Source organism: Rhizobium sp. Leaf453, assembly GCF_001425605.1.
Lineage (GTDB): Bacteria > Pseudomonadota > Alphaproteobacteria > Rhizobiales > Rhizobiaceae > Pararhizobium.
The window spans coordinates 140,278-153,004 of the sequence record NZ_LMRG01000001.1; the positions used below are offsets into that span (position 1 = coordinate 140,278).

The following is a 12,727-nucleotide window of genomic DNA, read 5'->3' on the forward strand; positions in this document are numbered from 1 at the left end:
GATGAGAGCCCAACCCAAAGCCTCCCACTTCATCGACGGCGAATACGTCGAGGACACGGCGGGCACGCCGTTCGACAGCATCTATCCGGCCACCGGCGAGGTGATCGCCAAGCTCCATGCCGCAACACCTGCCATCGTCGAAAAGGCGATTGCCGCCGCCAAGCGAGCGCAAAAGGAATGGGCCGCCATGAGCCCGACGGCCCGTGGCCGCATCCTCAAGCGGGCCGCCGACATAATGCGGACACGCAACCGCGAGCTTTCCGAACTCGAGACGCTCGATACCGGCAAGCCGATCCAGGAAACTATCGTCGCCGACCCGACCTCCGGTGCCGACGCCTTCGAGTTCTTCGGCGGCGTGGCGGCGGCGGCGCTGAATGGCGACTATATCCCGCTCGGCGGCGATTTCGCCTTCACCAAGCGTGTGCCGCTCGGCGTCTGCGTCGGCATCGGCGCGTGGAACTATCCGCAGCAGATCGCCTGCTGGAAGGGCGCGCCGGCGCTGATCGCCGGCAATTCCATGGTCTTCAAGCCATCGGAAAACACGCCGCTCGGCGCCTTGAAGATTGCCGAAATCCTGATCGAGGCCGGCCTGCCGAAGGGGCTTTACAACGTCATTCAGGGCGATCGCTCGACCGGGCCGCTGCTGGTCAACCACAAGGATGTCGCCAAGGTTTCGCTGACTGGTTCGGTCGAAACCGGCCGCAAGGTGGCGGGTGCTGCCGCCTCCAGCCTCAAGCATGTGACGATGGAACTCGGCGGCAAGTCGCCGCTGATCGTCTTCGACGATGCCGATCTCGAAAGCGCCATCGGCGGAGCCATGCTCGGCAATTTCTACTCTACCGGCCAGGTCTGCTCCAACGGCACCCGCGTCTTCGTGCAGAAGGGCATCAAGGACAGGTTCCTCGCCCGGCTGAAGGAGCGCACCGAGGCGATCGTCATCGGCGACCCGATGGACGAGGCGACGCAGCTCGGCCCGATGGTCTCGCGCGCCCAGCTCGACAAGGTCTTCTCCTATGTCGAGAAGGGCAAGGCGGAAGGCGCGACGCTGCTGACAGGCGGCGGCATTCCGAACGCGGTCTCGGCCGAGGGCACCTATATCCAGCCGACCGTCTTCGCTGATGTCACCGACGACATGACAATCGCGCGGGAGGAGATCTTCGGGCCGGTGATGTGCGTGCTCGATTTCGACAATGAGGAAGAGGTCATCGCCCGCGCCAACGCCACCGAACTCGGCCTCTCCGCCGGCGTCTTCACATCCGACCTCACCCGCGCCCACCGCGTCGTCGACCAGCTTGAAGCCGGCACGCTGTGGATCAACACCTACAACCTCGCGCCGGTGGAAGTGCCCTTCGGCGGCTCGAAGCAATCCGGTTTCGGGCGGGAAAATTCGTTGGCGGCGCTCAATCACTATACCGAGCTGAAGAGCGTCTATGTCGCGATGGGGAAGGTCGAGGCACCGTATTGAGGCGCTGAGGGATCAACCCCTCACCAAGTTCGTCCAGCCAATCGCCTTCGGCTCTTGGGGACTTCCTATCCTCTCCCACAAGGGGAGAGGTAGGGTGCCACAAACGTCGGTCCTCGTCTGACGCAAGGACGGCGCCGCGGGTTTACCTCTCCCCTTGTGGGAGAGGATACGAAGGCCGGGTGAGACGCAGTCGAACCCTTGGCCGAAGTTGGTGAGGGGTTCGACACCACCCACCGAAGTTTATTTAGCGGTTCCGTAAAGACCCCAAGGGGGAATTTCATGCAGCAGATATATGACTACATCAGCTCAGGAAGCCGCCTATCTGGGGCTTTTCCAGGTCAGCGTAGCGTATATCGCGCTGACGACGACGAACAGAAATCGGCACATGCCATAAAGAACGACAAGGCAGGACGCGAGAACCCAGGCGACAGCCAGGACCGGCGAAATATGTCCCGCCAGTATAGCGACCAATATCCACGCAAAGATCACGGCGCATATTTTCAGAAAAAAGCGCATGTCCTGCAGAAACGCATTTCCAATGCGATCCCAATGCACCTTGAAGCGGGGGCGCGGCTTGTTCTTGATACGGATGGCCTCGCTTGCCAGACGGTCACGCTCCGTCGTGCTCAGCTTTTGCAGCAGCCTTCCCCGGAAGCCCTTCGCAGTCATTCACACGCCAATCCAGAACACGAATACATCCACGAAGGTCGTGCCGATCTCGCGGTATTTCAATCGAGAACCAACATCCGGCATTGAAACATTTAACCATGCCTAACAAATCTTAAGCGAGCCACAACCATGCACCAGGCAGACTATATTATCATCGGCTCCGGCTCGGCCGGATCGGCTCTCGCATACCGCCTGTCGGAGGACGGGAAAAATACAGTGCTGGTGCTGGAATATGGCGGCTCGGATATCGGGCCGTTCATCCAGATGCCGGCGGCGTTGGCATGGCCGATGAGCATGAGCCGGTACAACTGGGGTTACCTGTCCGAGCCCGAGCCGAACCTCAACAACCGGCGGATCACGGCGCCGCGCGGCAAGGTCATCGGCGGTTCATCGTCGATCAATGGCATGGTCTATGTGCGCGGTTCGATGACCGATTACAACGAGTGGGAAGAGCTCGGCGCCCAGGGCTGGGCCTATGCGGATGTGCTGCCCTATTTCAAGCGCATGGAAAATTCCCATGGCGGCGAGGACGGTTGGCGCGGCACCGATGGCCCGCTGCATGTGCGGCGCGGCTCCTACAAGAACCCGCTTTTCAAAGCCTTCGTCGATGCCGGCCAGCAGGCCGGGTTCGAGCTGACCGACGATTATAACGGCTCCAAGCAGGAAGGTTTCGGCCTGATGGAGCAGACGGTGCACAATGGCCGCCGCTGGTCGGCTGCTTCCGCCTATCTGCGCCCTGCCCTCAAGCGCCCGAATGTCGAACTGTTGCGCTGCTTTGCCCGCAAGGTGGTGATCGAGAATGGCCGCGCCATCGGCGTCGAGATCGAGCGTGGTGGCAAGATCGAGGTGGTGAAGGCGAACCGCGAGGTCATCGTCTCGGCATCGTCGTTCAATTCGCCGAAACTGCTGATGCTGTCGGGTATCGGCCCGGGGGCGCATCTCAAGGACATGGGCATCGAGGTGAAGGTCGATCGGCCGGGTGTCGGCGCCAATCTGCAGGACCATATGGAGTTCTATTTCCAGCAGGTCTCTACCAAACCGGTCTCGCTCTATTCCTGGCTTCCCTGGTTCTGGCAGGGTGTCGCGGGCGCGCAGTGGCTGTTCACCAAGTCGGGGCTCGGCATTTCCAACCAGTTCGAATCCTGTGCCTTCCTGCGCTCCGCACCGGGCGTGCGCCAGCCGGATATCCAGTATCACTTCCTGCCGGTCGCCATCTCCTACGACGGCAAGGCGGCGGCGAAGAGCCACGGCTTCCAGGTGCATGTCGGCTACAACCACTCTAAATCGCGCGGGAATGTCACGCTACGCTCGCCGGACGCGAAGGCCGATCCGGTGATCAGGTTCAACTATATGAGCCATCCGGAAGACTGGGAAAAGTTCCGCCACTGCGTGCGCCTCACCCGCGAGATCTTCGGACAGAAAGCGTTCGACCAGTATCGCGGCCCGGAAATCCAGCCGGGCGAAGCCGTGCAGACCGACGATCAGATCGACGCGTTTCTGCGCGAGCACTTGGAAAGCGCCTATCATCCCTGCGGCACCTGCCGGATGGGCGATGCGAACGACCCGATGGCCGTCGTCGATCCGCAGACCCGCGTCATCGGCGTCGATGGCCTGCGTGTCGCGGATAGCTCGATCTTCCCGCATGTCACCTACGGCAACCTCAACGGCCCCTCGATCATGACCGGCGAAAAGGCCGCCGACCATATTCTCGGCAAGGGCATGCTGGCACGCAGCAACCAGGAGCCCTGGATCAACCCGCGCTGGGAGACGAGCGATAGGTAAGGCTCAGTGGTAATCGTCCTCGCGCTGATGGCGGACAGCGGCGACGGTCACAACGTCATTGCTGTCTATCCGAAAAAGCACGACGTAGCCTGATCCACCGAATGGAACGACGAGCTCGCGCAGCAGGGCATTTTCCGTCGAGACTTTTCGGCAACTGAAAGGAAAACTCTCCAGCAGCTTTATTGCCTGCTGGAGAGCCTCATAAGCGCGATCCGCCAACGCAACGTCGAAAACAACCAAATAGTCATAGAGGCGATCAAAATCCTCCAGCGCTTCATTGGTATAGCGGATTGTATAGGTCATTTCTGTTTCGAGGCTTTGGCTGAATCAATTTTTGCCTTCAGCATAGCCAGGACATCTTCCGAACTGTGATAAACTCCGGTGCGCTTCGCCTCTTCGAGCGATGCAAGGCCACGGGCGATGAATTCGGCCTGTGTTTTTCTATAATGCACCTGCGCCTTGACGGCATTTTCCACGAAGGCGGACAGTGTCTCGCCCTTCTGCAGCACGCCTTCGGCGGCGGCTCTCAATTCCGGATCGACCCTGAGCGAAGGAAGTGTCGCAGTTTTCATAATCGTGCCTCTCGCGTTGCAATTGCGATGCACGATATCAAAAAAAGGCGAGCGTTTCAACGAAGCAGCGCAACCCGCACGCCGCGCGGATCACGGTGGAAAGACGCATATATAAACTACAAAAATTATAGATTTTAGGCATAAAACGCGGCATTCTGCCCACTATTCTGCGTTTTTTGCTGTTCGGAGAGATATTTGCTCTGATCCGCTGACATTAGAAATCCGTTTTTCTGTCTTTTGTCACACATGACTGCGATATTCCGGCATACGAAAATCAGGATATCCTCCCCATGACATCCGCATCGCTTGAAAACCGCGCCCACGCGCTCAACAGCCAACTCGAAGGCCTCGACCTGTCGGGTCGACTGGCACTCGTTGCTTCGCTCGAGGGAAAATCGGTTTTCACCACTAGCCTCGGCATCGAGGATCAGGTCATCACCGCCGCCATCGGCACCGGCAGGTTCGGCATCGAAGTCTCGACGCTGGAAACCGGCCGCCTGTTCAACGAGACCGTGGCGCTGATCGACGAGACAGAGGAAGCCTACGGCATTCTCATCAAGCGCTTCTACCCCGAACAGGACGATATCGACGCTTTTGCCGCCAAGTACGGCATGAACGGCTTTTACGACAGCGTCGAAGCCAGGCATGCCTGTTGTGGCGCGCGTAAGGTAAAGCCCCTTGCGCGCGCACTCGAGGGGGCATCCTTCTGGATCACCGGCCTCAGACGCGGCCAGTCCGGTAATCGTGCTGACACGCCGTTTGCCGAGGCTGATCTCGACCGTGGCCTGATCAAGATCAATCCGCTCGCGGACTGGGACATCGAGACGATCCGCGCCCATGTCGCGGCGGAAGCGATCCCGGTCAATCCGCTGCATGCGCGCGGATATCCGTCGATCGGCTGCGAGCCCTGCACCCGCGCCATCAAGCCCGGCGAGCCCGAACGGGCCGGCCGCTGGTGGTGGGAAAACGACGAGAAGCGCGAATGCGGCCTGCATGTGCCGGAAACCGCTGCCTCGGCCCTTCCGCAATCTTCCATTCTGGCAAGCAGCATTGCGCGTTGATCCGCGCGGGCTGCCCGCCAACCAGAACTTCTCCCGGAGACTTGAAATGCCCAGTACCCTTCCGGAAACGGAACTGCATAATCCCCAGTCGGCCAAGGCGCCGCTCGATCCGCATCTGAAGGCGCTCGAAAACGAAGCGATCCACATCTTCCGCGAAGTGGCCGCCGAGTTCGACAAGCCGGTCATGCTCTATTCGATCGGCAAGGACTCGTCCGTCCTACTGCATCTCGCCCGCAAGGCCTTTTATCCCGGCCGCGTGCCCTTCCCGCTCCTGCACGTCAATACGGGCTGGAAGTTCCCGGAAATGATCACGTTCCGCGACGAGATCGCCAAGCGTTACGACCTCGACCTGATCGAGCACAAGAACCCGCGCGGCGCGGCCGAGAACATCACGCCGTTCACCCATGGTTCGGCGCTCTATACGGATATCATGAAGACCGAGGCGCTGCGCCAGGCGCTCGATGCCGGCAAGTATGACGCTGCCTTTGGCGGCGCTCGCCGCGACGAGGAAGCCAGCCGTGCCAAGGAGCGCATCTACTCGTTCCGCACGCCCGATCACAAATGGGATCCGCGTAACCAGCGTCCGGAACTCTGGAACATCTACAACGGCATGATCCGCCGCGGCGAAAGCGTGCGCGCCTTTCCGCTGTCGAACTGGACCGAAGTCGATATCTGGCGCTACATCCAGGCGGAAGACATTCCGCTGGTGCCGCTCTACTACGCCGCCAAGCGCAAGTTCGTCGATCGCGACGGCATGCTGGTCTGGGCCGAGGATCCGCGCTTCGAGCCGCTGCCGGGCGAACAGATCCAAGAAGACAACATCCGCTTCCGGACGCTGGGCTGCTGGCCGCTGACCGGCGCCATCCGCTCGCAGGCGCAGACCCTCGACGAGGTGATCGCAGAACTTGAAATTGCAACCGTGTCCGAGCGTCAGGGCCGGGCCATCGACCGCGACCAGTCCGGTTCGATGGAGAAGAAGAAACGCGAAGGATATTTCTGAGATGACCGCAAGCGTAACAGCACTCGCAACCGCCCTGCCGGATGCCCAGACCGCCGTCGTTTCCCGCGATACGCGCCCCTTGCGCCTCATCACCTGCGGTTCGGTCGATGACGGCAAGTCGACCCTGATCGGCCGTCTGCTCTGGGACACCAAGGCGGTCAAGGAAGACCAGGCGGCAACCCTGCGCCGCGATTCCAGCGGCAAGCAGAACGATCTCGGCCTGCCGGATTTTGCGCTGCTGCTTGACGGCCTGCAGGCCGAGCGCGAACAGGGCATCACCATTGATGTCGCCTATCGCTATTTCGCCACCGACAAGCGCTCCTTCATCGTCGCCGACACGCCCGGCCATGAACAGTACACTCGCAACATGGCAACCGGCGCCTCGACAGCCGATCTCGCCGTGCTGCTCGTTGATGCCCGCACCGGCCTCCTGGAGCAGACCCGCCGCCATGCGACCATCGCCTCGCTGATGGGTATCAAGCAGTTCGTTCTGGCCGTCAACAAGTTCGACCTCGTCGGCTATGACCGCGCCCGTTTCGAGCAGATCACCCATGATTTCCGCGAACTGGCCTTGTCGCTCGGCGTGCGCCAGATCACGGCAATTCCGATGTCGGCACTGAAGGGCGAAAACGTCGTCTATGACGGCAAGGCCTCAATGCCCTGGTATGACGGCCAGACGCTCGTCGAAGCACTGGAGCTGGCGACCGTCCGCTCGACCCAGACCGTCGGCTTCCGCCTGCCGGTCCAGCGCGTTTCGCGCCCTGGCGAAAGCTTTCGCGGCTATCAGGGCACGGTTGCCGGTGGCTCGGTGAAGCCTGGCGACAGCGTCGTCATCCTGCCCTCGGGCATGGTTGCAAACGTCGCCAAGATCATTACCTTCGACCTCGTGCGCAACGCCGCCGTTTCGGGCGATGCGATCACGCTCGTTCTCGACCGCCAGGTCGACGTGGCGCGCGGCGACATGATCGTTTCGATCGACAGCCAGCCGCAGGTCGGCCTCGATTTCGACGCCCAGCTCGTCTCGCTGCAGCCGGAAGGCATCCAGCCCGGCCGTCGCTACTGGCTGAAGAGCGGCGCGCGGCGCCAGCGCGTCAGCGTCAATCCGGTGAGCCAGCTCGATCTCAAGACCGGCAGCTGGAACCCGCAGGACGGTGTTCTCGCCATGAACGCGATCGGCAAGGTCCACTTGTCCTTCGACGAACAGGCCGTGTTTGACGCCTACGACCAGAACCGCACGACCGGCGCCTTCATCCTGATCGATGCCGACACGCACAACACGGTCGCCGGCGGCATGATCACCGCCAAGCGCTCGACTTTGACCGGCATCCGCTCGGAAGAAGCCCGCGTCGTCCTCTCGCTGCCGGCAGACCTCGCCGACCAGCTGATGGCAACCGAACTCTTCTCGCGCCGCCGTGATGAGACCGAAGTGCGCCGCATGACCTCGACCGAGGCAGCCGACATCTTCAAGGATGCGGCCATCGACATCTGAGCCCAAGATTGGCAAAATCGACATGCAAAAGGGGCCGATTGGCCCCTTATCCTTTTGATCTCCAGGCGTCAGTTACTTATAGCGCCTAAAATATTTGTGCTTCTCCCACATGCCGTCGACAGGAGAGAGGCCAGCCGTCGACAGCTTGAACAGTATCTGCGGGATTGGTACCAACGTCTTCGCCTTCTTGCGCCTCTCCAATTCTGAGACGGCCTGCTCGATCTTGTCGAATGGAACACCAAACAAGGACTGCGGCGTATAAAGCCACCACTTAAGGGCTTCCAGGCGCGTAATGATTTCCCCGCTGAATCTCGGGCGGATAATTTTCGCGGGGATGCCCGCCACGATCGTGTACGGTTCAACATTCCTTGTCACGACGGAGCCTGCGGCAACGATGGCACCGTCGCCAATCTCAACCCCCGACAAGACGATGACATTGGCACCGATCCAGACGTCATTGCCTATTTTCACCATTGGCTTGACCTTGGAGGCCGGAAATCGATGTGTTTCCCGTTCCTCCTTGGTCACCCAGCCATTGGCAGCCCATTGAAAGGGATGTGTCGCCAGCCAGTCCGTCGGATGATCGCCGTCGCCGATGGTCACGCCCGGCGCGATCGAGCAATAACGCCCGATGCACTCGGTACGGCCGGCAATGCGACCGCCGGAGCGAAGATAGCTGTAGGCGCCGATTGAGCCCTTTAGGGACAGCTGAACAGAGGAAATCTTGACGTTGGGCTCCACCAGCACCGCCGCCGACTTCTCAAGGGTCATCTGGCTGTTTAGGGCAATGCCAGCCTTTGCGGCCGCTGCGATGGTCTGCTTGTCGAACTTCATGCGCACAACCGTGTGATCAAACTGCAGTGGATCAATTGTTTATGGGGAACCTTCCGTCTTCCAGGTCACCTCGCAGCCCTGACAAACAGGTGCTGCCTAGTGAGTGGATGAATTGCATCAATACTCTCGGCACATGTGAAACCAAACCGATAAAACTCTAACACAAATGAAAACGCTCATCTTTGAGCGGCTTGGCTGCACTATACGACCTTGGCCTCAGGCCCGACCAGCCTCGATGATCGCCTTCAGCCTCTGCAAATCATCCACCTTCAGCGTGTCCGGCTCCAGCATGTGAATCGGGCGGAACCAGGCGGCAGCCTCCTGCAACGGCTCTGCATACGGTGCCGGATACCCGCCGAGGCCGAGCACCCATTCGCGCACCGTCTCTCGCTCCATCCGGCCCGCCTTGTAGCGATCGTGAATGCTGGTGACGGAGGCGATGAGATCGTCGATCTTTTTCAAAGAGCAGTCCTTAAAAGGCGGTCGCGCGTCGGCTTAGCTGATCAACAACGCCGTCCAGTACATGCCGGCGGCAAACACCGTATGGGCGACGAGATTGAGGAAACGGACCTTGTTGGGGTTCGGTGTATTCGAGGCCGCCCAGCCGATGCCGAGGCCCGGCTGCAGCAGGAACCACCCTGCCCCGACCGTGACGATGCCGACGATGAAGGCCGGCAGGAAGGTCGGCGCCGCGAGCCAGGCGGTACCGGCGATCACCGGCGGCAGGAAGCCGTAGACGATACCGACGGCATAATGGCCGATCCAGCCGAGCGCCAATTCATGCGCATAGGGTTCGGCCTTGCCGATATCGTCATGAAAAACCTTGCCGTTGCGCAGATGCCAGAACCAGCGGCCGACCGGCGCCCAGTTCGGCTTGCTTTGCCCCGGCAAGAAGGACAGGAGGATGGCCCAGATATCCATCAGCACCGTGCCACCGACGCCGATCAGCGCGCAACGCCAGAAGATATCGAACATGGCAAGGATTCCTGTCGGCTCGGGAAGCATGATCGCAAAGGGGGACGGTCACGCGAAAAACGGAAGCCCGCAGGAATGCGGGCGCCAGCCGTTGTAATTCATCTTCGCTTTTTGGGTCAAGGAAGGCGGTGGCGCGATACAGGGAGTTTCGGCGCGAAATTAGAAGACAAAGGCGTCGTGGAAGAGTGTGTTCTTCGGGAATTCGGCATCCCGACCGGCATAAACGGGTCGGAATTTTAGCTGGTCGGAGTGAGAGGATTCGAACCTCCGACCCCGTCGTCCCGAACGACGTGCGCTACCAGACTGCGCTACACTCCGTGACCAGCGGCGCCTCTATAGAACAGCCGTTTCCATTCCACAAGCCGCAAATGACAAAAATATGAGGCCCCGGTGGAAAAGTTTCCGAACGCAGCGATACCGCAGACACGTCACACATCGTCACATTGCAGGTGGGGATGAAGCGCTTGATTTTGCTCGACAACACTTGACGCCACCCACAGCCGTTGGTTCATTGCGCCCGGGGAATTGGGAGGGCCCGGGATGCGGCGCTGCGGCCGGCCGGCCGATATGGGGGACACAGATGAAATACCGTTTGACTATGATGGCAGTTGCTGTGGCAATGCTGTCCGGCTGCACGACCACCGAAGAGGCCAACACCGCCATCCAGTCGCGCTGGATCGGCCAGCCGGCCGATGCCTTCTTCACCCGCTACGGGCCGCCGGTCAATGATTTCCCGACCCGCGACGGCGGCACGATCTATACCTGGCGCGGTGGCGAAAAGACCAATTACATCCCGGCGCAATATGTCACGCCCGACGATGACGACGACTTCGCCCGCACGAAGACGCGGACCGTCACCCGCACCTCCGACGATGGCGACGAGCAGGTGACGACCACCACGCGCACCTCGATCGGCTTTTCCGACAACACGCCGCGGATGATCTCGCCGGCGCGCACCGAGGAACTGTTCTGCGAAGTGCAGATCAATGCCGGTGCGGACGACCGCATCATGAGCATCCGCGCCAGCAACGACACGACCGGCGCAGGCCTCAGCCTGTCGCGTTGCGCCGAGGTTCTCGAGGTCACCAAGTAGGCCGGGAGCCTGTCCGTGGGACCTTTCGGCAACGCTTGTGAATTTATGCGCGCAACCATGCATATAAGTGCCTGAACCGATTTTCTTTCAAACGGTTTAGCGCTAGAGGCTGAGGCGAAAAGCCTTGGCCACAAGCGATTGCGCCGCCTTGGCAGACCGATGTTTCAGAACGAACGCCAAAGGGACTTGGACAGATGAATTTCCGCTTGATGACCGTGGCCAGCCTTGCGCTGGCTCTTGCCGGCTGCACCACCGTGGGACCCGCCCGCAACGCCGTTGAATCCCGCTGGAACGGCCAGCCGGCCGGCACCTTCTTCGCCCAGTTCGGCCCGCCGCAGTCCGACGTCCAGAACGGCGACAACACGGTCTACGCCTGGAAGGGCGGCTACAAGAAGCGTACGATCCCGGCGCAGTATGCCGAAGGCGAAAACGGCAAGAAGGGCAAGAAGATCGCCAATGCCCGCACCGAATTCCTCTCCTGCTCCGTCCAGCTGACCGTCTCCTCCGACTACGTCATCCGCTCCATCCACGTGCTCGGCGACGTCAAGAAGTCGTCCGGGCCGAGCTGGTGCGATGAGTTTCTGGGTGGGGAAAAGGCTGAGAAGGCGAAGTAAGGCTTTTGACGGCTGGATTGGATTGTTGGACCCGTCGGTGGAAACCGGCGGGTTTTCTCTAGATTCGCTAGATATTAATCACATTCTTCCGTGAAAATTTGTTCGGACACGATGTTCAGCAAGCGCTTCTTCACATGGGGGAACGAGCCCTAATTTTATCACTTTCCCATTCTGCGCAAGCAAATCTTGCGACGCTTGATCGACACCTATTTCACCAGATTGTATTGATATCGCGAAATTTTGATCAAGCGTAAACATACCCAGCTCAAACGCTTTATCGTGCATAAGACACAGACAAAGGCCATTGCCGGCATGGCCCCGGAGTCTCTTATTGTCGCTCCATCTCGCAATGTGCGCGGCAACTAGGAATCGAGAATCCACAACACCGCACTGTGGAAAGCAGCAGCTATTATTGTAGTTGCTTTTGATCATAGCGCTGAAAAGCTGCTGACCAACCCTAGCCTTAATCTCCCTCAAAACCTCTGACGTGGACACCACAGGCGGATGCTTAGACGCTGCATCAATTGTCATTCCGAACAAAATATCTAACAGTGCATCGTCTGCTCCTGATAGATATCCGCCATTCTGACATTGTAATCTGCCTGATTGAATCACATAAAATAGATTGGAACGGCTAGATGATATCTTTTTATTTTTTGCATAATCCTCCAAATATTGTTTTTTGGAGAGAAATAATAAATCCAAATTGATTGGCTCTGGAAATGGCACGTATTGATGCAAATCTGCTCTGTAAAACGATTTGGAATACGCCCATTTACCGGGCACAGGTGGCCGTCGCGTAGTTTCGTAGCCATCCGAACTCGCTATTGAAAGCCCCACAAATGCTGACGCAGGTTTTTTTCCGCGTATATGCAGGATAATATCACCGGATTTTACTAGCTTTACATTGGTCCAAAAAGGCCAATGTGCTCCCGTTTCCTTCAAGGTCGGCGCCCACAGGCAAGAAGGAAAAGACCAGCCTTCACCGCCATGATCGACATCGCGGGCCATTTCGACATAAATCAACTAGATACTCCCAATTGAATCCACCGCGTTCGATTCTCTTCTAATGGAAATAGCTGCGCAATTTCCATGGATAAGACGGACAGTAACTGTCGCGCCCGCGTTGCAGGTAACATCCACCAACAGCTTTCAAGCGCTATATCAAGTCAA

General features: G+C 59.3%; 13 protein-coding genes, 1 tRNA gene and 1 pseudogene. 8 read left to right on the top strand and 7 right to left on the bottom strand.

The annotated features are described in order from the left end of the window. Position 1 precedes the first annotated feature (1 nt). The 3 genes from betB (at position 2) to betA (ending at position 3,916) form a co-directional block, all read left to right on the top strand. Positions 2-1,465, top strand: coding sequence for a betaine-aldehyde dehydrogenase (betB, locus tag ASG68_RS00720; protein WP_062575982.1), 1,464 nt, complete (start codon positions 2-4; stop codon positions 1,463-1,465). A gap of 279 nt (positions 1,466-1,744) precedes the next feature. Beyond that, positions 1,745-2,221: a hypothetical protein gene (locus ASG68_RS31030; RefSeq protein ID WP_156373788.1), complete on the top strand. Its 477-nt coding sequence runs from the start codon at positions 1,745-1,747 to the stop codon at positions 2,219-2,221. Between the two features lie 42 nt (positions 2,222-2,263). Continuing rightward, positions 2,264-3,916 carry a choline dehydrogenase gene (betA, locus tag ASG68_RS00730; protein ID WP_062575980.1) on the top strand — a complete coding sequence of 551 codons (1,653 nt, stop codon included), beginning with the start codon at positions 2,264-2,266 and terminating at the stop codon, positions 3,914-3,916. Positions 3,917-3,919: 3 nt separating this feature from the next. On the opposite strand, the gene ASG68_RS00735 is transcribed toward betA, so the two are convergent. Both ASG68_RS00735 and ASG68_RS00740 read right to left on the bottom strand, forming a co-directional pair. Continuing rightward, entirely contained in the window at positions 3,920-4,219 is a 300-nt protein-coding gene (locus ASG68_RS00735) for a type II toxin-antitoxin system RelE/ParE family toxin (RefSeq protein ID WP_062575979.1), read from the bottom strand. Continuing rightward, the gene (locus ASG68_RS00740; RefSeq protein ID WP_062575978.1) at positions 4,216-4,488 is read right to left on the bottom strand and encodes a YlcI/YnfO family protein; all 273 of its coding nucleotides are present in this window, start codon (positions 4,486-4,488) and stop codon (positions 4,216-4,218) included. The genes ASG68_RS00735 and ASG68_RS00740 overlap by 4 nt, the downstream gene beginning before the upstream one ends. 290 nt (positions 4,489-4,778) lie before the next feature. On the opposite strand from ASG68_RS00740, the gene ASG68_RS00745 reads away from it, so the two are divergent. Genes ASG68_RS00745 through cysN form a run of 3 tightly spaced genes read left to right on the top strand, consistent with a single transcriptional unit; the run spans position 4,779 to position 8,038 of the window. Continuing rightward, positions 4,779-5,549: a phosphoadenylyl-sulfate reductase gene (locus ASG68_RS00745; RefSeq protein WP_062575977.1), complete on the top strand. Its 771-nt coding sequence runs from the start codon at positions 4,779-4,781 to the stop codon at positions 5,547-5,549. Positions 5,550-5,595: 46 nt separating this feature from the next. Continuing rightward, the gene (gene cysD, locus ASG68_RS00750; RefSeq protein WP_062575976.1) at positions 5,596-6,549 is read left to right on the top strand and encodes a sulfate adenylyltransferase subunit CysD; all 954 of its coding nucleotides are present in this window, start codon (positions 5,596-5,598) and stop codon (positions 6,547-6,549) included. Position 6,550: 1 nt separating this feature from the next. Continuing rightward, entirely contained in the window at positions 6,551-8,038 is a 1,488-nt protein-coding gene (gene cysN / locus ASG68_RS00755; RefSeq protein ID WP_062575975.1) for a sulfate adenylyltransferase subunit CysN, read from the top strand. A gap of 264 nt (positions 8,039-8,302) precedes the next feature. On the opposite strand, the pseudogene ASG68_RS32915 reads toward cysN, so the two are convergent. The 4 genes and pseudogenes from ASG68_RS32915 to ASG68_RS00775 form a co-directional block, all read right to left on the bottom strand. Then, positions 8,303-8,503: pseudogene (locus ASG68_RS32915) on the bottom strand (CatB-related O-acetyltransferase); the annotation flags it as partial. Between the two features lie 585 nt (positions 8,504-9,088). Then, positions 9,089-9,334 carry a hypothetical protein gene (locus ASG68_RS00765; protein ID WP_062575973.1) on the bottom strand — a complete coding sequence of 82 codons (246 nt, stop codon included), beginning with the start codon at positions 9,332-9,334 and terminating at the stop codon, positions 9,089-9,091. A 33-nt stretch (positions 9,335-9,367) separates the two neighbouring features. Then, the gene (locus ASG68_RS00770) at positions 9,368-9,847 is read right to left on the bottom strand and encodes a DUF2938 domain-containing protein (protein ID WP_062575972.1); all 480 of its coding nucleotides are present in this window, start codon (positions 9,845-9,847) and stop codon (positions 9,368-9,370) included. A 241-nt stretch (positions 9,848-10,088) separates the two neighbouring features. Next, positions 10,089-10,165: transfer RNA gene (locus ASG68_RS00775), tRNA-Pro, on the bottom strand. A 262-nt stretch (positions 10,166-10,427) separates the two neighbouring features. Here ASG68_RS00775 and ASG68_RS00780 point away from each other — a divergent pair. After that, a complete protein-coding gene (locus ASG68_RS00780) occupies positions 10,428-10,940 on the top strand; it encodes a hypothetical protein (RefSeq protein ID WP_156373787.1) in 513 nt (170 codons plus the stop codon). 194 nt (positions 10,941-11,134) lie between these two features. Continuing rightward, positions 11,135-11,554 (top strand): hypothetical protein, encoded by a 420-nt coding sequence (locus tag ASG68_RS00785; RefSeq protein WP_062575970.1) that lies wholly within the window; start codon positions 11,135-11,137, stop codon positions 11,552-11,554. Positions 11,555-11,632: 78 nt separating this feature from the next. Here the strand turns inward: ASG68_RS00785 and ASG68_RS31035 are convergent, their stop codons facing one another. After that, a complete protein-coding gene (locus ASG68_RS31035) occupies positions 11,633-12,580 on the bottom strand; it encodes an HNH endonuclease (protein WP_156373786.1) in 948 nt (315 codons plus the stop codon). Between the last annotated feature and the right edge of the window lie 147 nt (positions 12,581-12,727).

Excerpts from the sequence above, each read along its gene's own strand:
- betB (WP_062575982.1), top strand. The coding sequence starts at position 2 with ATGAGAGCCCAACCCAAAGCCTCCCACTTCATCGACGGCGAATACGTC.
- ASG68_RS31030 (WP_156373788.1), top strand. The coding sequence starts at position 1,745 with ATGCAGCAGATATATGACTACATCAGCTCAGGAAGCCGCCTATCTGGG.
- betA (WP_062575980.1), top strand. The coding sequence starts at position 2,264 with ATGCACCAGGCAGACTATATTATCATCGGCTCCGGCTCGGCCGGATCG.
- ASG68_RS00735 (WP_062575979.1), bottom strand. The coding sequence starts at position 4,219 with ATGACCTATACAATCCGCTATACCAATGAAGCGCTGGAGGATTTTGAT.
- ASG68_RS00740 (WP_062575978.1), bottom strand. The coding sequence starts at position 4,488 with ATGAAAACTGCGACACTTCCTTCGCTCAGGGTCGATCCGGAATTGAGA.
- ASG68_RS00745 (WP_062575977.1), top strand. The coding sequence starts at position 4,779 with ATGACATCCGCATCGCTTGAAAACCGCGCCCACGCGCTCAACAGCCAA.
- cysD (WP_062575976.1), top strand. The coding sequence starts at position 5,596 with ATGCCCAGTACCCTTCCGGAAACGGAACTGCATAATCCCCAGTCGGCC.
- cysN (WP_062575975.1), top strand. The coding sequence starts at position 6,551 with ATGACCGCAAGCGTAACAGCACTCGCAACCGCCCTGCCGGATGCCCAG.
- ASG68_RS00770 (WP_062575972.1), bottom strand. The coding sequence starts at position 9,847 with ATGTTCGATATCTTCTGGCGTTGCGCGCTGATCGGCGTCGGTGGCACG.
- ASG68_RS00780 (WP_156373787.1), top strand. The coding sequence starts at position 10,428 with ATGAAATACCGTTTGACTATGATGGCAGTTGCTGTGGCAATGCTGTCC.
- ASG68_RS00785 (WP_062575970.1), top strand. The coding sequence starts at position 11,135 with ATGAATTTCCGCTTGATGACCGTGGCCAGCCTTGCGCTGGCTCTTGCC.